This is a genomic window from Propionimicrobium sp. PCR01-08-3, from assembly GCF_030286045.1.
Lineage (GTDB): Bacteria > Actinomycetota > Actinomycetes > Propionibacteriales > Propionibacteriaceae > Brooklawnia.
The window spans coordinates 2332471-2350905 of the sequence record NZ_CP127390.1 but is presented as its reverse complement, the minus strand read 5'-3'; the positions used below and the strand labels follow the sequence as shown (position 1 = coordinate 2350905).

General features: G+C 64.8%; 19 protein-coding genes. 5 read left to right on the top strand and 14 right to left on the bottom strand.

Annotated features, from left to right (window positions below):
* Positions 1-168 precede the first annotated feature (168 nt).
* Positions 169-798, bottom strand: coding sequence for a hypothetical protein (locus QQ658_RS10815; protein ID WP_286024859.1), 630 nt, complete (start codon positions 796-798; stop codon positions 169-171).
* Positions 799-1399: 601 nt separating this feature from the next.
* Here QQ658_RS10815 and QQ658_RS10810 point away from each other — a divergent pair.
* Together QQ658_RS10810 and QQ658_RS10805 are read left to right on the top strand one after the other, a co-directional pair.
* Complete coding sequence (locus tag QQ658_RS10810; RefSeq protein ID WP_286024858.1) at positions 1400-1672, top strand: hypothetical protein; 273 nt, start codon at positions 1400-1402, stop codon at positions 1670-1672.
* A complete protein-coding gene (locus tag QQ658_RS10805; protein ID WP_286024857.1) occupies positions 1669-2094 on the top strand; it encodes a type II toxin-antitoxin system VapC family toxin in 426 nt (141 codons plus the stop codon). The genes QQ658_RS10810 and QQ658_RS10805 overlap by 4 nt, the downstream gene beginning before the upstream one ends.
* A 26-nt stretch (positions 2095-2120) precedes the next feature.
* Here QQ658_RS10805 and QQ658_RS10800 read toward each other — a convergent pair whose 3' ends face one another.
* From QQ658_RS10800 to typA, 3 genes are all read right to left on the bottom strand, one after another.
* A complete protein-coding gene (locus tag QQ658_RS10800) occupies positions 2121-3245 on the bottom strand; it encodes a hypothetical protein (protein ID WP_286024856.1) in 1125 nt (374 codons plus the stop codon).
* An 18-nt stretch (positions 3246-3263) separates the two neighbouring features.
* Positions 3264-3464, bottom strand: a complete 201-nt coding sequence (locus QQ658_RS10795) for a hypothetical protein (RefSeq protein WP_286024855.1) — start codon at positions 3462-3464, stop codon at positions 3264-3266.
* A 216-nt stretch (positions 3465-3680) separates the two neighbouring features.
* Positions 3681-5555, bottom strand: coding sequence for a translational GTPase TypA (typA, locus tag QQ658_RS10790; RefSeq protein ID WP_286024854.1), 1875 nt, complete (start codon positions 5553-5555; stop codon positions 3681-3683).
* Between the two features lie 199 nt (positions 5556-5754).
* On the opposite strand from typA, the gene QQ658_RS10785 reads away from it, so the two are divergent.
* Positions 5755-6003 carry an LLM class flavin-dependent oxidoreductase gene (locus QQ658_RS10785; protein WP_286024853.1) on the top strand — a complete coding sequence of 83 codons (249 nt, stop codon included), beginning with the start codon at positions 5755-5757 and terminating at the stop codon, positions 6001-6003.
* An 81-nt stretch (positions 6004-6084) separates the two neighbouring features.
* On the opposite strand, the gene QQ658_RS10780 is transcribed toward QQ658_RS10785, so the two are convergent.
* The 9 genes from QQ658_RS10780 to QQ658_RS10740 form a co-directional block, all read right to left on the bottom strand.
* Positions 6085-6735, bottom strand: a complete 651-nt coding sequence (locus tag QQ658_RS10780) for a cation diffusion facilitator family transporter (protein WP_286024852.1) — start codon at positions 6733-6735, stop codon at positions 6085-6087.
* On the bottom strand, positions 6732-7091 hold the full coding sequence (cmtR, locus tag QQ658_RS10775) for a Cd(II)/Pb(II)-sensing metalloregulatory transcriptional regulator CmtR (RefSeq protein WP_286024851.1): 360 nt from the start codon (positions 7089-7091) through the stop codon (positions 6732-6734). Before cmtR ends, QQ658_RS10780 begins: the two co-directional genes overlap by 4 nt.
* Before the next feature lie 87 nt (positions 7092-7178).
* The gene (locus QQ658_RS10770; RefSeq protein ID WP_286024850.1) at positions 7179-7721 is read right to left on the bottom strand and encodes a hypothetical protein; all 543 of its coding nucleotides are present in this window, start codon (positions 7719-7721) and stop codon (positions 7179-7181) included.
* On the bottom strand, positions 7672-8958 hold the full coding sequence (locus tag QQ658_RS10765) for a relaxase/mobilization nuclease domain-containing protein (protein WP_286024849.1): 1287 nt from the start codon (positions 8956-8958) through the stop codon (positions 7672-7674). The genes QQ658_RS10770 and QQ658_RS10765 overlap by 50 nt, the downstream gene beginning before the upstream one ends.
* Positions 8955-9545 (bottom strand): hypothetical protein, encoded by a 591-nt coding sequence (locus QQ658_RS10760; RefSeq protein ID WP_286024848.1) that lies wholly within the window; start codon positions 9543-9545, stop codon positions 8955-8957. The genes QQ658_RS10765 and QQ658_RS10760 overlap by 4 nt, the downstream gene beginning before the upstream one ends.
* On the bottom strand, positions 9542-11011 hold the full coding sequence (locus QQ658_RS10755) for a Rep family protein (RefSeq protein ID WP_286024847.1): 1470 nt from the start codon (positions 11009-11011) through the stop codon (positions 9542-9544). The genes QQ658_RS10760 and QQ658_RS10755 overlap by 4 nt, the downstream gene beginning before the upstream one ends.
* 326 nt (positions 11012-11337) lie before the next feature.
* Positions 11338-11592, bottom strand: coding sequence for a hypothetical protein (locus QQ658_RS10750; RefSeq protein ID WP_286024846.1), 255 nt, complete (start codon positions 11590-11592; stop codon positions 11338-11340).
* Entirely contained in the window at positions 11592-11804 is a 213-nt protein-coding gene (locus QQ658_RS10745) for a hypothetical protein (RefSeq protein WP_003780572.1), read from the bottom strand. Before QQ658_RS10745 ends, QQ658_RS10750 begins: the two co-directional genes overlap by 1 nt.
* 181 nt (positions 11805-11985) lie before the next feature.
* A complete protein-coding gene (locus QQ658_RS10740; RefSeq protein WP_286024845.1) occupies positions 11986-13422 on the bottom strand; it encodes a recombinase family protein in 1437 nt (478 codons plus the stop codon).
* A gap of 38 nt (positions 13423-13460) precedes the next feature.
* Between QQ658_RS10740 and QQ658_RS10735 the strand changes: the two genes are divergently transcribed.
* A complete protein-coding gene (locus QQ658_RS10735; RefSeq protein ID WP_286024844.1) occupies positions 13461-14285 on the top strand; it encodes an LLM class flavin-dependent oxidoreductase in 825 nt (274 codons plus the stop codon).
* Here the strand turns inward: QQ658_RS10735 and QQ658_RS10730 are convergent.
* Entirely contained in the window at positions 14282-17008 is a 2727-nt protein-coding gene (locus QQ658_RS10730) for a PEP/pyruvate-binding domain-containing protein (RefSeq protein ID WP_286024843.1), read from the bottom strand. The genes QQ658_RS10735 and QQ658_RS10730 overlap by 4 nt on opposite strands.
* A gap of 148 nt (positions 17009-17156) precedes the next feature.
* Between QQ658_RS10730 and QQ658_RS10725 the strand changes: the two genes are divergently transcribed.
* Positions 17157-18431: a toxic anion resistance protein gene (locus QQ658_RS10725; protein WP_286024842.1), complete on the top strand. Its 1275-nt coding sequence runs from the start codon at positions 17157-17159 to the stop codon at positions 18429-18431.
* Positions 18432-18435 lie beyond the last annotated feature (4 nt).

Here is an 18435-nt window from a genome sequence, read left to right as displayed (position 1 = left end):
AGTTAAGTGAGATCGCAATAGTTAAGAACGGTCGTCCGTTATCTTCTGCCGTTGCGTTAAGGAATCCTAGAATCGCGCAGACGAGCCCGGCAATGCCGAAGATTAGGCCCGTTATTACTAGCGGATCTCGAAAAGTCATAGCGTTTCCAATCTGTTGCGCCACACAGATCACTGGGCACTGCAGGTCGGGACAGGAATCACAGGGTTCTGAACCTTTACTACAATTCCAGTTCCAGGGGCAGTGCATGCTCCAAGCAGGCCACCGCTGGCTGCAAGTGCCGCACCGATAACCGCGGCCGCGGGAGCGCCGATTCCTGACGAAGCCGCTATGACGCCAGCAATGGTGGCTGCGGAGCCGCCTGCAGCGACGACCGCCATGACGTTCGCTGCTTGACAAGAGGTTAGGTACACGGTCGGCGGAACTGGCTCGAAGCCTGATGTACCTGCGCAGCCTTGAGGGGAGATCTCGTCTGTAACGTACCGCTGAACGTTCGCATCTATGTCAGAAACGACCTCCGGATCAGCGGCTACGTCGCCGCCGCCGTAATAGTAGCCTTCGGCGAAATCATAGAGGAAGGTGCTGTCTTCAATAGTTTTTTCAGCGGCTGGAAGGTTCAATACTTGATCTGAGATGTAAGGATAAGTGGCTTCTAGGTTCTCCTCTAGAACTACTGCTTCCTCGCTTTGGCCCCCCCAATTGGGCGCCAACTCCTTGGCCTGAGACGGGGCGACATAAGTGATACTTATAGCAAATGTCGCTGTGACACCAACAATAGTGGTCAGTAGCTTGCGAAACATCTTTGTTTACCTCACTTCCGTCGGGGTTTCGTTGAGGTGCTATCACCGTAAACACATCGGCAACGCGATGTCAATAGAAATATCGGAATCTCCGGGTTGTGTTTTCATGCGGAGCGCACCGCGCTTCCGATGTAAGGGGTGAGCGGCACTGTTCGTTGGCGGGGTAGTTGAATCTGCAACTCGGCATGTAATAAATAGGGCCAAGCGAGTTTGTCTTGAGGGGATGCAAATCGACATTAAAATACTCGATGGTTGTCGATAGGTGTGGTCGCCTAAGCTACGCTGATAGCGAGTCAGCACTCCCACATGATGTCGCTGTTACTGTTGATCCTACTGGAACAAGGGGAGAATGAACTGTGCTCTGAGTGCTAGATAAGCCGAGCAATCGACGTCCGGACTAGCATATTTTCCACTGCTACACAACATTTGGGGTTCTCCTGTGCAGATTTGCAACTTTGCTATGTTCGTCACGGTTTCAAACTATGTCTTAGAAGTCAAGTCGAATCGACTGGCCAGAGTTGCTGTCAGACGCCATGAGAGCGAGGTCCCTTGTAGGAGCACAAGCTCTGAGTGAGACGCATGCACATGCTAATGTATGTGCATGTCGACCTTGGAGCGCAGACTCCAGATTCTTCTGGATGAGCAGCGATACCAGCGGATCGCAGCGGAGGCCGAGCGGCGGGGCGGCAGTGTTGCGTCCGTCGTAAGAGATGCGATCGATCTGGCTTTTCCTCCTGACCAGGATCTGCGGATACAAGCAGTCGGCCGGTTGCTGGGGCACGACCCTTCCGGTGAAGCCCCTGATCTTGACGACCGCGCATGGGCCAAGACCCGTGAGGCAATGGAGAATGAATTGATCGAGCGGTTCTCATGATCGCTGCCTTTGTTGATACCTCGGTGTTGCTGCACGCCGTGGGCGGTGAACACCCGATGCGTGATGCCGCCCGAACTCTACTGACGAGGATCGCGGACGACCTCGTCGTACATATTGGCGCAGAGACAGTTCAAGAGTTTGTATTCCACCGAATGCGGATCGGACAGCGGGAGAGCGCGATCGCTATGGGGCGGGACCTTGTTGATTCGGTGACTATCCACCCATTCGACGAAGCCATCGCTCGGCGTGCGATCGAGCTGATGGCTGATTCGCCCATCGGAGGTCGCGATGCTGTACTAGCAGCGACCGCGCTGGAGGCCGGTTTTGATGCCATCGTGACCGATGATGCCCGCTTCGTGAGTGCGGGTGGCTTGCGAGTCGTAAGCACCGATGAATTCTTGAAACCCCATCCCTCGGAGTAAGACTGTTGATCGGCGTGCTTGCTCGATTAGGGCATTGCGGGCCGCCACCCGTAGCCGTTGTCCCGCTCCACCATTTCGCACTCGACTGCATCGCCGACGTAACCGATGAGGTTACGGAACCAGTAGGTTGCGTCCGGATTCCAACCGGCGATGACTGTCGCGACGTCGTCTTCGGCCGGGATGGCAGTACCCGCAGCCTGGAGGTAAGCCGCAGGCTGCAGATGAATGGCGTCATAGTGCTCAATGACCTGAGCCCAATCGGGCACCACCCAGCGGCCGTCGCGTCCGGTGGTGCTGTACCAGTCACCGCGCTTTTGATAGGTGCACTCGAAGGGGAACCTCCGGCAAAGATCAGCCCATGCCTCGGCTGAATCGACCTCATAAATTCGGTTCAGCGGGGAGATATCAACATGCCGGGCTTGAGCGTTTTCCCAATCCATGGAGTCCTCGACGAACCACAATCCGGCAGGGCTTGCATCGAAAAGCTCGCGCGCCGTTACCGGGGTATCGAACGGATCGGGTGTCGACCACCAATACGCACTCGCACATTTCGCGGCATCACTTGGCTGGTTACGCTCAGATCGGCGTTCCCAGGCAATGTTCTCATCCCGAAGACGGGAGAAGTGCCTGATCGGGTCGGTAAGTGGTGTCTTGAAACGGCCAAGGGCCGGGCTATCGTCCTGCCACGCGACTGCCCACTGCCGTTCCTGGTCAACCTGTGTCCGCCACCACTGTGTGCAATCCGAAGCAGCAATATGCTCGGCGACGCGGGTCAGTGCCGCTCTGACGGGCTCGGCCGCGGCGAGTATGTCCTCGCCGTCGGGTGGCTGCCAATAACGGGCATTGTCGACCGCCATACCCAAAGCATCACGCAGCAACTCGTGCGTCACTGGGAGCAGGTCGACGCGATCGAGTGAGGCCGCGACCTGCTCCGGTGAAACGACCGGAAGTTCGGGTTCGGGTCCTGGCTCACCGTCGTCCACTGCGATCGCGTACATGCCAGAAGAGCCGGGCGGCTTAATCGCCAACACCGCGAACCAAACAGTCTGGCGGAATGAGTCGTCGAGCAGCTGTGCAAAAGCGAGCAGCATCCTGCGGCCGCGCGGTCCACTCACCAGCATCTCAGCGAGCGTCGACTTGTTGTGCGGCATGGCGCCCCCTACGGGGCCTCAGCTCTTATGTCCGCGGTCGCGCTCGGCTTGCACCTCGGGCGGGACGACGCCGTCGGCATTCGCGGGCGTCCAGGCCTCGCTACGCAGCCACTCCGACCCGCAGCTCAGACAGTGAAACAGGCGTCCGCCGTCGCGAACCTCGCCCGCGGCCACCCAGGTGCATTTTCGCTGGCAGGGATTCTGGCGCAGATACGACATGGGTCAATCATGCCCGCAGGAGGGAAGAGTCCGTCAACCTCGGCAGGAACTCGATAAGTAGCACTCGCAGCGGATGAAGCCCTCAAAGAAGCCGATTGACTGCGGCGGATACAAACGAACAAACCCCAGATCCACCTGCATCGCACCTACGTCGAGTAGACGGAGCAGCAGATCCGGGGTTCGTCGCGAACTAACCGGGCTCAGCCCGCGTCAGGTTTAGCGCTGGTCGGCGTTCTTGGAACGGATCCGGGTCTTGGCGCGGTCCCGTTGGTCGAGTTGCACCTTGCGGACGCGGACGGCGGCCGGGGTGACCTCCAGGCATTCGTCCGGGGCACAGTACTCGAGCGACTGCTCCAGGCTCATCTTCACCGGGGGAATCAGCCGCTCCAGCTCGTCGCCGGTCGACGAGCGCACGTTGGTCAGGTGCTTCTCCTTGGTCGGGTTGACATCCATATCGTCCGGACGAGAGTTCTCGCCGACGACCATGCCCTCATAGGTCTGGTCACCGGGGGAGACGAACAAGGTGCCGCGCTCCTGCAGGTTGAACAGCGCGTAGCTCGACACGGTGCCCATCCGGTCGGCGACCATCGACCCGGTCGGGCGGATGCGCATCGCACCAACCCACGGGGTGTAGCCCTCGAAGACGTGGTTCATGATGCCGGTGCCGCGGGTCGCGGTCAGGAACTCGGTGCGGAAACCCAGCAGGCCGCGCGAAGGCACCACATATTCCATCCGCACCCAGCCCGAACCGTGGTTGGTCATCTGCTCGAGCATGCCCTTGCGGGCGCCCATCAATTCGGTGACGGTGCCCAGATGCTCTTCTGGCACGTCGACGGTCAGCCGCTCGGTAGGCTCCTGGGTCTTGCCGTCGATCTCCTGGGTGACGACCTCCGGCTTGCCGACGGTCAACTCGAAGCTCTCGCGGCGCATCATCTCAACCAGGATGGCCAGCTGCAATTCGCCGCGGCCTTGCACCTCCCAGGTGTCCGGACGATCGGTCGGCAGCACTCGGATCGACACGTTGCCGACCAGTTCCTGATCGAGGCGGTTCTTCAGCAGCCGTGCGGTCAGGTTTTTGCCCGACTTGCCGGCCAACGGCGAGGTGTTGATGCCGATGGTCATCGAGATCGATGGCTCGTCCACGTGAATCAAGGGCAGCGGACGCAGGTCGTTCGGGTCGGTGAGAGTCTCGCCGATGTTGATCTCGGGAATGCCCGCCACGGCGATGATGTCTCCGGGGCCGGCCTCGTCGACCTGCACCCGGTCGAGTGCCTGGGTGATCAGCAACTCCGACAGCTTCACGTTTTGCACGGACCCGTCGCGGCGGCACCAGGCCACGGTCTCGCCGCGCTTGATGGTGCCCTCGACGATGCGGCACAGAGCCAGGCGTCCGAGATAAGGGGACGAGTCGAGGTTGGTGACGTGCGCCTGCAGCGGCGCACCTTCGTGATAGGTCGGCGCCGGAATGTGGTCTCGGATCGTCTCGAAGAGCTTCTCAAGGTCGGTGTCTTCGGGCAGGCCGCCGTCGGCGGGCTTGGCCAGCGAGGCGCGTCCGGCTTTGGCGGAGGCGTAGATGACCGGGAAATCGAGCACCTCGGCCTCGTCGTCCTCCAACAGGTCGAGGAACAGATCGTAGGTCTCTTCGACCACTTCATCGATCCGGGCGTCCGGACGATCGACCTTGTTGATCACCAGAATGATCGGCAACTTCTTGGCCAGCGCCTTGCGCAGCACGAAGCGGGTCTGCGGCAGCGGTCCCTCGGAGGCGTCCACCAGCAGCAGCACGCCGTCGACCATCTCGAGACCACGTTCGACCTCGCCGCCGAAATCGGCGTGACCAGGGGTGTCGATGATGTTGATCAGCAGGTTGGAGCCGTCGTCGGCCATGGTGTGATGCACGGCGGTGTTTTTGGCGAGGATCGTGATGCCTTTTTCACGCTCCAGATCCATAGAATCCATCACCCGTTTTTCGACGTCGGCGCCCTCACGGAAGGCGCCGGACTGCCACAGCATGGCATCCACGAGCGTGGTTTTGCCGTGGTCGACGTGGGCGACGATGGCGACATTGCGCAGATCTGAGCGACTTGGCATGGGGCTCCTGAAAGTAATGGGGCGGCGTCGCATGAAAAAACCGAACCCATCGGAGGTCCGGCAACACCGCGCACCGGCCAGTTTACGCGCAGCTGGCGATATCGCTATCGTCGAGTATCCCGGCGGTTGCCAATGTGGCTTCTTCAGGGGTTGAAGGGATAGCTGTGGGATTTCTGGGCGATTCTCCTAAGCTTGCGGCATGAAGGCCTTCGGATTCCTGAGCTTCGGCCACTACGCACTTCCCGGACAGCAGGGCCCGGACGCGCGCGCGACCCTGCACCAGGCCATCGAGCTGGCCCGTTTCGCCGACCAGATCGGTGTCAACGGCGCCTACTTCCGCGTCCACCATTTCGCGCCGCAGGGCTCGTCGCCGATACCGCTGCTGGCCGCCATCGCGGCGACCACCAAGCGGATCGAGGTGGGCACGGGCGTCATCGACATGCGCTAGCACATGTCTGGGTTGCAGCACTGGCTCTGACGATGAAGAGCCCGGAGGCTGCCTCCTGGCTCTTCATCGTCGGGTGACGGGTCAGTCGTCCTCGTCTTCGAGGTCCTCTAGCACTTCGAACGGCGACTCGACGTCGCCGCGCCAGGCCTCCAGGCCCTCGCGCACCGCGAGCACCGCCACGACCAGCGCCGTGACCGAGTCAGCCCACCACCAGCCGAACAGGCTGTTGAGGACGAGGCCGATGAACACTGCACCGGAGAGGTAGATGCACAGGATGAGCTGCTTGGCGTCGGCCATCACGCTCTTGGAGCCCAGCTCCCGCCCGGTGCGGACCTCGATCCACGCCAGCAGAGGCATGACGACCAGGCTCAGCGCGGTGATGCCGAGGCCCAGCGGGCTGTGGTCGGGGCCCTCCTGGCCGACCAGGGCCAGCACCGCGTCGATCGAGACGTAGGCCGCCAGCGCGAAGAACGCGATGCCGATGGCCTTGACGGTGACCGTCTCCCACCGCTCAGGGTCCTTGCGGGTGAACTGCCAGGCGATGGCCGCGGCCGAGAGTACCTCGACGACCGAGTCGAGGCCGAAGCCGATGAGCGCCGCGGACGAGGCGAGGACGCCCGTCCAGACTGCGACGATCGCCTCGATCACGTTGTACGTGATCGTGAAGCCGACGATGAAGCGGACGCGCCGGTGCAGCGTCGCGCGGCGCGCGGTGGTCAGGGTCTCGCTCATGCTCCCACCGCCGTTCCACAGCAGCCCGGCACCGAGCATGCCGGGTCGATGCACGGCGCGTCCTCGTCCACCGCGAGCGTGACGTCGATCAGGGACGTCAGCGCCGCGGCGAGGTGCGGGTCGGCGATCTCGTAGCGCGTCTGGCGGCCCTCGGGCTCGGCGACGACGATCCCGCAATCGCGCAGGCAGGTCAGGTGGTTGGACACGTTCGAGCGGGTCAGCTCCAGCTCGCGCGAGAGCACGGCCGGGTAGCTCGGGCCGCCGAGGAGGGTCATCAGGATCCGGGAACGCGTCGGGTCGGCCATGGCGCGGCCGAGCCGGTTCATGACGTCGAGGCGTGAAGCAATAGTCAGCATACGATGACTATACAGTGCTAGCTGACTACTCGTCCATTTGTGCGGGCTGCCGCACGCGCTCCGCGCCCTTGCCCTCGGGAGGCGTGGTCACCGCTTGCGCCAGCTCGGCCACGTCGGCATCCCACGACCCCTCCACGTCTCCACGAGACCGGCGGCCCACCGGACGGACGCGAAGAGCCCGTAGCCGGCCCCAGCGAGGCCCACGGCGACCACGAGCCAGCGCCCGACGCCGAGCCACACGCTCCCGTCCACGTCCAGCGCCCACTGAGCGCCCGTGATGAGCCCAGCGATCCCCATCCAGAGCCCGGCGACGACCACGACCACCGGCAGGAGGGCGAGGCACATCGCGGCGGCGGCCGACCACAGCTGCCGGGCCTCCAGCCTCGCGGTGGCGGCGATGATCCGCTCGGCCCGCTCGTTCGACGCGTCGAGGTTCGCGGTCATCACGGACGAAGCCTCCCCGGCGACCTGCTCGACGGCCTTCTTGACCCGCTCCTCGGTGCGCTTCTCGATCCGTTGCACCGCGCCGCCGACCTGGCTGACGAGCTTCTGGTTCGCATCGGCCTGCTCCTTCAGCCCCTCAACAGCCGAGGCCGTAGCCGCGTGACTCCTCTGCGCCTCCGCGACCAAGGCCCGCGACGCGGCGTTCAGCCTCTCGCCGTTGAGACTCTGCGCGAACTCGCCGAGCGTGCTCGCGATCTCGTTCTGCCTGCTCTCGATACTCGCGATCCTCGCGGACACGTCGCTGGAGGGCGAGGAGGTCGACGCCGGGGCCGTGATCCGCTCCAGCCGCCTGGTCGTCTCCTCGTCCATGACCTTCACGAACCCCGCGAGCCTCTTCTGCTGCTCGGCCACCCGGTCGAGCCTCGCGGTCTGCGCCTCGACGGCGGCGAGGATCGAGGTCAACACCTCCATCGTCTCCGGACTGCCGAGCTGCTGCCGCTGCTCGTCCTGCGCGTTCTGCTGCTTCAGCCTGTCGAGTGCTGCGCTCATAGTCCTGCTCCTTCTGGTGCTGGTGGTAGTCGAAGAACGCCTGCGCGCCCTCCGGGGTGAAGTCCGCCGAGAGGGCGCTCGTGCGCTTACGGCGCTCGGCACGCCCGGACTCGCCGCGGCGGTCCTCGATGTAGAGAGTCCACGTCTCCTTGCCGACGTTCTTGCCCCGCTTGCTCACGGCGGTGTGCAGGCGCATCCGCGGCACCCGCTCGTCGTCGTCGCCGAGCTGCTGGTTCTGCTCCGCGATCACCGCTTCGAGACCGGCCCTGTCCACCGCACGGGGATCAGCCAGGGCGGCGCTCATCCGGTCGCCCATCTCGCGGTCGAGCCCTCCCTCGGCGAAGTCCTCGCGGCGCAGCTCCCAGTCCTTCGGCGCGTGCTCCAGCCGCTTCACGACCGAGAGGCCGTGCTCGCGCATCAGGTCGTCGTTCGCCGACTGCACGCCCCGCTGGTTCCCGGCCTTGCGGTCGTGGAACGTGCGGTAGTCCGAGAGCGCCTTCCCGGTGCGGTTGTTGTGGTTGATGACCAAGATGTGGTTGTGCGGCTTGCCGCCGCGACCATCGGTGTGGGTGACCACGAGGCAGTCCGAGTCCGGGTGCATCCTCTTCGCCAGCAGGTAGCCCAGATCGTTCACCCGCTGCACGTCCTCCGGGTTCTTCGGGTCGAACTCCTCGTCGCTGAAGCTCTGCCGGTAGTGGAGGGCTTCGATATCGCGCTTCGTGTTCTGCGTGAGCGCGCGGGCACGCGCCGAGAACGCACCCGGGCCGCCCGGCACGTCGCACGTGACCGCGACCCCGCGCTCGTCCTCCTTGCCACGGATGTAGCGCTCCGTGTCCGCGGCGCTCGTGCTCGGGCTGTAGTGCGTGGTGCTCACGATGCCGTCCGATCCCCGAGCAGAGCGCGGACCTCGCGCAGCAGCTCGATCAGCTCGGGCACGTCCGCCGACAGCGACACCGCCTCACCGGCCCGCGCGCGGCGGTCCAGGTCGTTGACGTTGATCGCCAGCGGACGCACCTGCGCGGCCAGCTCGCGGGTGTCCGCCGAGGCCTGCACGCGCGTCTCGACCCCGAGCAGGTGTGCGGCCACGGCGGCGTCCAGCTCCTCGCTCCGAGCGGCGTGCAGGGCATCGCGCACGACGCTCCGCACCCACGTGCTCGGAGCCAGCCCGAGCCGCTTCGCACGAGTGCGAAGCGCCCCGAGCGTGGCGTCATCGAAGCGGGTATCGAGCCGCCCGCCGCTGCCACGACGACGCTCCGCGCCGCCGTGACTCTGCCGCACAGCCTCCGCATCAGCCCGACCAGTGTTCACCTGGGAGTCGGCCTGCTGCTCCACCTGTACGCCAAAGTGGCAAGCAGTAGCCGTGTCGGACATTTCGCTGACGCTCATGTCCTCCCCGGCTGCTTGCGAGGGGCCTCCGGCCCCCTCGACCCCCGGGGAGAGCGAGTGCTGATCGGTGCTCATGCCGCACCTCCCGCGAGCGGCACCGGCGGCGCGCTGAAGACGACGCCGCGCGCGGCCAGCGCCGCGGTGCTGTCGTCGAGGCGACGCTGCGCAGAGGTCACGAGCCCCGTATCCGGCGACCGAACCGCGACGGCATCGAGCACCACGTCCAACGTCTCGGCGTGCGTCAACTCGGCGTCAGTCTCGGCCTTGTCGTAGCCAAGCCACACCGTCTCCCGGTTCACGTTCCCGTTCCGGTCCGCACCCGGGAGCCAGATGGTGCGCTTGTACGGCTCGACCTCACCGACCCGGCTGACCGAGTAGTGCGGCTCGCCGTCGATCTTCCGAGCCTCGATCATCAACGTGATGCGACGCACGACCTGGTCGAGGGAATCGCCCGTCGAGCGCTTCCCCGGGATGAAGAACCCGAACTCGACCGGATCGACCGACACCGCGATGAGGATCAGGCGCGGGGCCGCGTCCGGCTTGTTGTAGTAGCGCGCCGAGATCGGCCCGCCCTGCCGAGGATCGAGCAGCTGGAGGAAGTCGGCCCACTCCATGACTCGCGAGCTGGGCTCGTTCATCATGAAGATCGGCTCGCCGTTGTAAGCGTCCGGACCGTTCTTCGCCGTGGCGCGGAAGACCGGCCAGCCCAGCCGCGCCGACAGCTCTGCGGCGACCGACTCGACAAGGTAGCTCTTGCCCTGATCGCTCGCGCCCATCGCCCAGATGACCGTCTTCTGGAAGACCCCCGCCCGGAGCTTCTCGACCTCGAACAGCATCTCGCGCTTGGCGCGGTTCTTCAGCGCCAGGTTCACCTTGGCCTCGTTGCGCGTGTAGATGTCCATCAGGGTCTTGTCCCTCAGGATGTCCAGCTCATCGACCTCACCGTCGAGCACCTTCTGCACGAGCGTGTCGCCCAGCTCGTTCCACTCCTTCATCGGGACCGCGGCCTTACGGCCGATCACGGCGCGGCGAGCCCAGGCGTCGCGGTGCTCGGCCTCGATCTCGGCGTAGTCCTTCCCGCGGAGGGTGACGACCTCCTCGACGCCGTACTGGTGCTTGTCCGGGTCCTTCGCGTGGATCAGGTACGACCATGCGTTCTCGATCCGGCCGCCGCGGGGCGGACCCTTGACGACGCTCTTGTCGCCGAACCCGAACACCTGATCCATCGCGGTGCACTGGAGCTTGCCCTCGACCTTGCGCCCGGGGCTCTGCTGAATCACCACGTGCACGTGATCGTCCTTGGGGCACCCGTCCGCCAGCACGTCCTTGTCGTGCTTGATGATCCAGAACCCCTGGCAGTCGCCTCCCGCGACCGCGTAGCGGCGCAGGATCTCCTCGCCGATCGCTCGCACATCGCTCGAGAGGATCAGGGCCACGTCCCAGCCCGGCCAGAACTCCGGCTTGAGCTGCTGCGTGAACGTCACATACGCCGACGGCTTGCGACCACTGGGACCGCTCGTCTTCTTCTGTGCAGCGCTCACCGCGACCACCGCCCGGAGTGCGCGCCATTACGAGGGCGGCGCCTCAAATGGCGCGCGTCATGGCGCGCGTCAGAAGCACTGCTGAAGCCGCTGCGACGGGCGTCGAAACGCCTCGCGGAACGGCTCTGAAACCCCTGCTGACCAGGCACGTTGTAGCACGGGGGGCTATCGGCAAGCTTGAGCCCCCGCGCGTAGGAACACACGCTGCGCGCCATCTGGTAGCAAGAGTCCGGGAACTCTTCGAGGGAACGACACACTGGAGGCACCCGCCCTCGTGCGCTGCGCGCACTCGGTTGGGGGTCAGGGTGGTGGAGCGGGGCATGCGATCACGCATCAGCGACCACCGCCTTGCGGTAGCGCTTGATGACGGCCTGATGCGTGACGCCGAGGGCGTCGCCGATCTTCGCCCAGGTCACGCCTTCGGCGCGGGCGTCGGCGACGGCGATCTCGACGGACTCCTCCAGCACGGAGCGGAGCACGCCGAGGTCGTAGAGACGTGCCTCGGACTCGGCGAGGGAGGGGTCGCCCTGTCGCCAGCGGAAGCCGTTCACGTGGTCGAAGGCGGCGGAGTTGGCGCTCATCAGTGACCACCACCCATCACGGCGGCGACCGCGGCGCGCTGTCGCGGGGTCAGGGGCGTGCGAGCCAGGCGTTCACCGGCCAGACGACCAGCAGCACGAGCGGCGGCGATGACGGGATCGAGGCCGTCTGCCTGCGGAGAAGGAGTGGAGCCCTGATCGAGGCCAGGGCGGTCGAGCGCGGATGCGCGGGGAACGTCGATAACGACAGACATCGGAAGTCCTCAGACATGAGTATCTTCCGGTTCCCCGCCACGGTAATTGGGCTGTTTGACCGGCTACTCATCCGGGAGCAGAACCCCGCGCTTCTAAGTCGCGGCCCCGGTGGGATCTTCTTGTCTGCAACCATTCTCCCACGAGTCGACTCACCATTGCAATGACGAGTCGACTCATGAGTCAGTCGCGACGCGGCTCTATCCGAATCAGGTCGGGGTCGAATTTCACGTGACCGGGCGTGATGGGCTCGATGGTCACCGTCACCAGCTCGTCCACGAGCATCCGGCGGCGGTCCACGTCCAACACCTTCCACTTCGCCTCGACCACCTCGCGGCGCTCCGCGGTGCCGACCGGCTCCTCGACGTCCGCGAGCAGCTTCGCCGCCGCCGACACCGAACGGTCGAGCAGCTCCGCGTCGATCTCGTCGATGCGGGCCTTCACGTCGTTGATCGCTGCCGTTATCTCCAGGACCGGCTGATGGATGTCGCGCAGCAGCGGGCTCAGCTCCTTCACCCGATCGACCAGGGCGTTCCGCTCCGTCAGCAGCTCCTCGCGATCCGGCCCATCGTCCTCCTGTGGCATCACGAGGTCGTGCACGTCCACCGAGGACAGACGCGTGAGCACCGCCTCGGTGACCATCGCATCGACGGGCTCGCGCTGGCGGGTGAGATGGAACTGCTCGCCGCAGCGGTACGTCGGCTGCTTGCGGCTGTTCGTCCCCGAGACGAGCGTCGCGCCGCACTTCCCGCACAGCCCGATCGTGGACAGGAGATACTTCGGCTGGTTCCCCTGCCTCGCCGACCTCCGCACGTTGTCCTCCAGCTTCGCCACCGCGGCCCGCCACGTCTGCTCGCCGACGATGGGCGGGAACGCCTCGCCCTGAACCGGGTACAGCTCGCCCGACGCGTAGTGCTTGATGTAGCCACAGTAAAGCGGGTTCGCGAGCAGGTAGCGCACAGCATCGACGGAGAACTCCGACCCACGCGCGGTGAAGTGACCGGCGCTGTTCAGGTCCTCGCGGATTCGCCGGATCGACAGGGACGGCTCGCCGAGGAACGCATCGAAGGCCCGCCGTACGGCGGCGGCCTCCTCCTCGATCAACTCGCCGTCCCTCGTCCAGCCGAACGCCTTCCAGGTGGACGTGGGGATGCCCTCGGCGCGTCGGCGCTCGTTCGACCTGATTTGTCGCTCGGCCTTGCGTCGTGCCTCGAACCGGGCGAGAGCGGCGAGCATCGTCGCCCGGAACTCCCCGTCCGCCGTCGAGAGGTCGATCTCGCCGTCAACGGTGACGACGCGCAGGCCGAGATCGATCAGTGTGTTCAGGTCCTTCGTGCTACGCAGGAGCCGGTCCATGTCCACGGCGACGACCATCGAGAACCGGCCAGCCTTGGCGTCTTCTAGCATCTCGGCCCAACGGGTGTCAGCCCGGCGCTTCTTCGTCGCCGACACCGCGTTGTCGTCGTAGACCTCGACGACCTCCCAGTCCTTGGCCTCGGCCAGCGCCCTGATCTTCCGCAACTGGGTCTCGACCGTCCAGCGATCGCCCTTGCGGTCCATCGAGGCACGGACGTACGCCGCCACCTCGTTAGTCTTCCTCAGCGCTACCAGCTCGACCATGCAACCAAGCTTACGCGAGCGAGTGTTGCAACCACTATATGCGCTACGAGAACCCGCTCTACCTGGCCGAAGAGGCCGCGTCTCTGGACCTGATCGCCGACGGACGCGTGGCTCTGGGGATCTCCCGCGGATCTCCAGAGCCGGCCGAGCAGGGCTGGAAGGCTTTCGGCTATCAGGCCGAGGCGCCCAACGGCGCAGACATGGCCCGCAGCAAGTTCGAGCTTTTGCTGGCAGCGGTGGCCTCAGGTGGTGTCGCAACGTCCGCGCCGCTCGACGAGCAATATCCCAGGATGTACAAGCCGGGCATCGCGCTGCCCGTCTTCCCGCAATCGCCAGACTTGAGGCGGCACATCTGGTGGGGTTCGGGGACGAACAAGACCGCCGAACAAGCCGCCCGCGACGGCGTCAACCTGATGAGTTCGACGCTGGTCTCCGAGGCGGACGGCAGTTCGCTGGGTGAACTACAGGCCGAGCAGATCTCTCATTACTGCGCCGCATGGAAGCAGGCCGGTCACGATTGGACGCCCCGGGTGTCGGTCTCCCGGTCCATCTTCCCGCTGGTCAGCGACCGCGACCGTCAGTTGTTCGGGCTGCAGGCGACCTCGTCCGATGAGGTCGGCTATCTCGATGGCGGCAACGCCACCTTCGGACGCACCTACGCCGCCGAACCCGACGTCTTGATCGAACAACTGAAGGCGGATCCTGCCATCGCGGCGGCAGACACCTTGATGCTGACCATCCCGAACACGCTCGGCGTCGAGGCGAACCTGGCCGTCTTGCGTAACTTTGCCGAACAGGTTGCGCCGGCGCTGGGCTGGGTTCCTTCGACCGAGGGGCCCGTCGAGGGGTACGCGATCGGCTAGAAGGTTTGCAGCCGGACGATGCCGTGCTCGCCGTCGACGGTGATGATGTCACCGTCGTGAATCCGGTGGGTCGCCGAACCCGTGCCCAGCACCGCGGGGATGCCGTACTCGCGCGCCACGATCGAACTGTGCGACAACGGTCCGCCGACATCGGTCACCACGGCTGCCGCCATCGCGAAGAACGGGGTGTAGGCGGGCGTCGTGATGGGAGCGACCAGCACATCACCCGGGCGCATCTTCGTGAAGTCCTCAGGGCCGAGCAGCAGCCGCGCCGGACCGGTGGCCTGGCCGGAGCTCGCCCCGAGACCCTTCAACGTCGGTCCGGTCTGCTCGGTCTCGTTGCTCGGCATGAATCGCTTGAACAGCCGGTAATAGAAGCCCGATTGCGGTAGCCAGCCCGGCGGCGGGGCGAGACGCTGGCCGCGCCAGGTCTGCTTGCGTTGTTCGACTTCTCTCGCCAGTGGTGCCCCGGTTTGCCACTTTGAATCGGGAGTCTGTTCCGTGGCCGAGCACGCCCTCTCATCTTGACGAGTCGTTTCGTCGCCACGAGGTTTGCGGGACTTGGCAGCCGACGCCTCGGCCTGCGTGTCCTCGCCGCCGTCAGGCTGTCCATCATCCGGTTTTCCGGTGGCCGGTGACGTTTCGGCAGGCCGTGTGGATTGCGCCAGATCAAGCGCATCCGCGGCGTGCTCGGCCTCGTCCAGCCTCAGCCAGAAGACATCGTCCGCGTCGTCGATCACGAAGGCCGCGGCAAGCCTGCTGCCTAGTTCGCGCAGCAGCCGGCGAGCGGTCGGCCAGCCAAGGCCGATGTCGGCGAGCGCATCCTCGCGCAGCGGGCCCAGCCGGTGCGCCTTCTCGAGCCATTTATGCAGCATCTTGCGCCGCACCGGCCCGACGTTGCGGTCGAGCCAGGCCTCGGCCCGGTGTCGCTCAGATGCCAGATGCTCCAATCGGGCATCGGGGTTGGTCGCATGCCCGGAAACCGCGTTCTTGAGGGCGGCCATCACCGGTGCAGGGTCATCGGCGGCGACCGGCTGCATGACATCGAGGTTGTAGGTCAGGTGACCGAAATTGGCCAGGTGCTCGTCCAATCGGCGCTTGAACTCGTCGGCGTGCTCGGGTGGCACTGGCCTGTCCGCAAGCACCGCCTCGGCAACTCCGGGAGTCTTGCGGCACCAGGTCGCCAATTGATACAGCGAGCGTTCGGCGCGGATCGGCGTCGACTCGTACCCCAATAAGAAGGTCAGCGCCGGCGGCTTGTCGACGTTCGGACGACCCAGCACCAGCGCGTTGTACAACCGGGTGAACACGATCTCGGGCAGCGCCGCCTGCGGAATAACGGCCTGCACATAGGTGTAATACTCGGCGCCAGCGGCAGTGATCTCCGATGCGCCACGGAGCAATTCGGCGCCCTCAAGAGTGCCCGGATCGCGTTCGGACCATTCGTCCACCACATGCCGGTATCCGGGTAGGCCGCGATCACGCCACAGGGTGACGCCGTTCAGGTTCGTGGCGCCGAATACCGTTCTCATGCCCCCGGGTGCCATCCGCATCATTCGGCCCATTCCGGCCGTGCTGTAAAAGTAGTAGCCATAGCCGTTGACGGTGGGGAAGTCGAAGTCGTCGGCATGCAGAGCATCGGAGCCGAAGTAGCGGTCCAGTACGTTCTTCAGAGAATGGGTGACCGCAGGCCGGGCGAGGTCCGCGAACAGCGGGGAGAGCGGATCAGGCAGCTGCTCGGTGATGGAGGCACGCATATACATGCCATCGCTGCGCTCTGTCGGCCAGCTGGTGGGGATCGGCCCGGTCGGCTCGGGCAGCGCGGTGATAGGACGGCTCTGGGTGAGCCAGAAGGTGCCATCGGCGAGCGCCCATTCGATGTCTTGAGGTGCTCCGAACAGTTCTTCGACCCTATGTCCGAGGTCGACCAGGGCGAGCGCCTGCTCATCGTTCAGCACGGACGCACGCCGACGGTGCTCGGGCAAGGGTTCCGCATGCGTGCCGCCATCGTCTCGAATGGTGTGTTTTTCCTTGTCTGCGATGGTTCGGTGAAGGACGCGATGGTCGGCGACGACCAGTTCGTCCGGGGTGACCTCTCCGGAGACCACGGCTTCACCGAGCCCCCAGGCGGCATTGATGACGGTCTCGGTGCGGCGTCCATTGGCCGGGTTGGCGGTGAACATGACCCCGGCGGCGTCGGCGTCCACCAGACGCTGCACCACCACGGCGAGGCTCACGTCCGCATCGTCGATGCCGGCCTTGTCGCGGTAGGCGATGGCCCGGTCGGTCCACAGGGAGGCCCAGCACCGGCGGACGGCGTCCACCACCTGGTCGCGTCCGCTGATGCCGAGGTAGGTGTCCTGCTGGCCTGCGAAGGAGGCGTCGGCCAGGTCTTCCGCGGTGGCTGACGAGCGGACTGCTACCACGACGTTGTCGTCCTCTTCGTCGCCGAGCCCTGCATAAGCCTCGGCGATAGCCGAGGCGAGCTCGGCCGGTATCGTCCGTTCGAACAGGGCACGGGCCTCGGCACCCTTGATGCCCGGACGCAGCTCGTCGGCGATGCGGGTGCGGCGGACGAAGGTGTTGTAGGCGGTAGTGGTGACCACGAATCCGTCGGGAACCGGGAATCCGGCACGGACGAGTTCGCCCAGATTGGCGCCCTTGCCGCCGGCGATGGCGATGTCGTGACGCGTGACGTCATGTAGCGGTGTGACCCAAGTCATCTTGAGCTCCTTTTGACGTGCCGAGTTTACCTTCGTCAGTGCGCATAGGCGCTCGACGATCGGACTGTTCCGCAGGATCGCTGTGCCCCTGGCCTCGACCCAGGTAACCTCGACTTCAGGTGTCGACCGCATGGGAGAGGAAAAACAGATGAGCGAGACCCCGGCTTCCCCGCAGGGCCAGGCAACACCCGACCAGGCAGCGGCAACCCAGCCGCTCGCTCCGCCGCCTACCGCCAATGCGTTGACGCTCGAGGCTCCGGCACCGATGCCGGTCGTCGCAGAGACTCAGGCCCCGCAGATGGCTCCGCCGGTCACCGAGGAGCAGCGTCCGGCCTTGGACGCCAAGGTCAATCAGTTCATGACCGCCATCATGGCTGAGCAGGCAAGTTCTCCCGAGTTCAGCGCACAGGCCGACGCGGTGCGGTCGATGGGCGATGGCGATATCCGCCGGGCCGCCGAGATGAGTAACCGGCTGCTCGACACCCCGATCAACGAGATGAACAAGGGTGGGCTGAGCGACGTCTCCAAGGTGTCGGCAACCCTGGTCGAGCTGCGCAAGACTGTCGAAGGCCTTGATCCCTCCGAGGTCAGCAAGCCGAAGAAGTTCCTCGGGGTGATTCCCTTCGGCGACAAGATTCAGGACTATTTCCGTAAGTACCAGTCGAGCCAGCAGCATCTGAACGCGATTCTGCACGCGCTGCGTTCCGGCCAGGATGAGCTGACCAAAGACAATGTCAGCCTCAATATGGAAAAGCAGCAGCTGTGGGACACCATGAACCGGCTCAACCAGTACATCTATCTGGCTGAGCAACTCGACACCCAACTGGCCGCACAGATCGCCGAATTGCAGGTCACCGACCCGGCAAAGGCGGATGCCCTCAACAAGGACGTGCTGTTCTACGTCCGGCAGAAGCATCAGGATCTGCTCACCCAGCTGGCGGTCTCCATTCAGGGCTACCTGGCGATCGACGTCATCATCAAGAACAACACCGAACTGATCAAGGGCGTCGACCGGGCGTCCACCACGACGGTTTCGGCGCTGCGCACCGCGGTCATCACCGCGCAAGCACTCGGCAACCAGAAGCTGGTGCTCGATCAGATCAGCGCATTGAACACCACCACCTCGGGGCTGATCGAGCGCACCAGCGAAATGCTGAAATCCAATTCGGTGACCATTCAGCAGCAGGCCGCCAGCTCGACGATTTCGATCGAATCGCTGCAGAAGGCGTTCGCGAATATCTACGAGACGATGGATTCGATCGACAGTTTCAAGATCGAGGCGCTCAACAACATGAGCCAGACGATCGGGACGCTGGAGACCGAGGTCGCCAAGTCGCGCGCCTATCTCGACAGGGCCCGTGAATCGGACGACCGGCAGGCGATCACCAACTCGCTCACGGTGCCCGACTACAACATCGGTTAGGAAT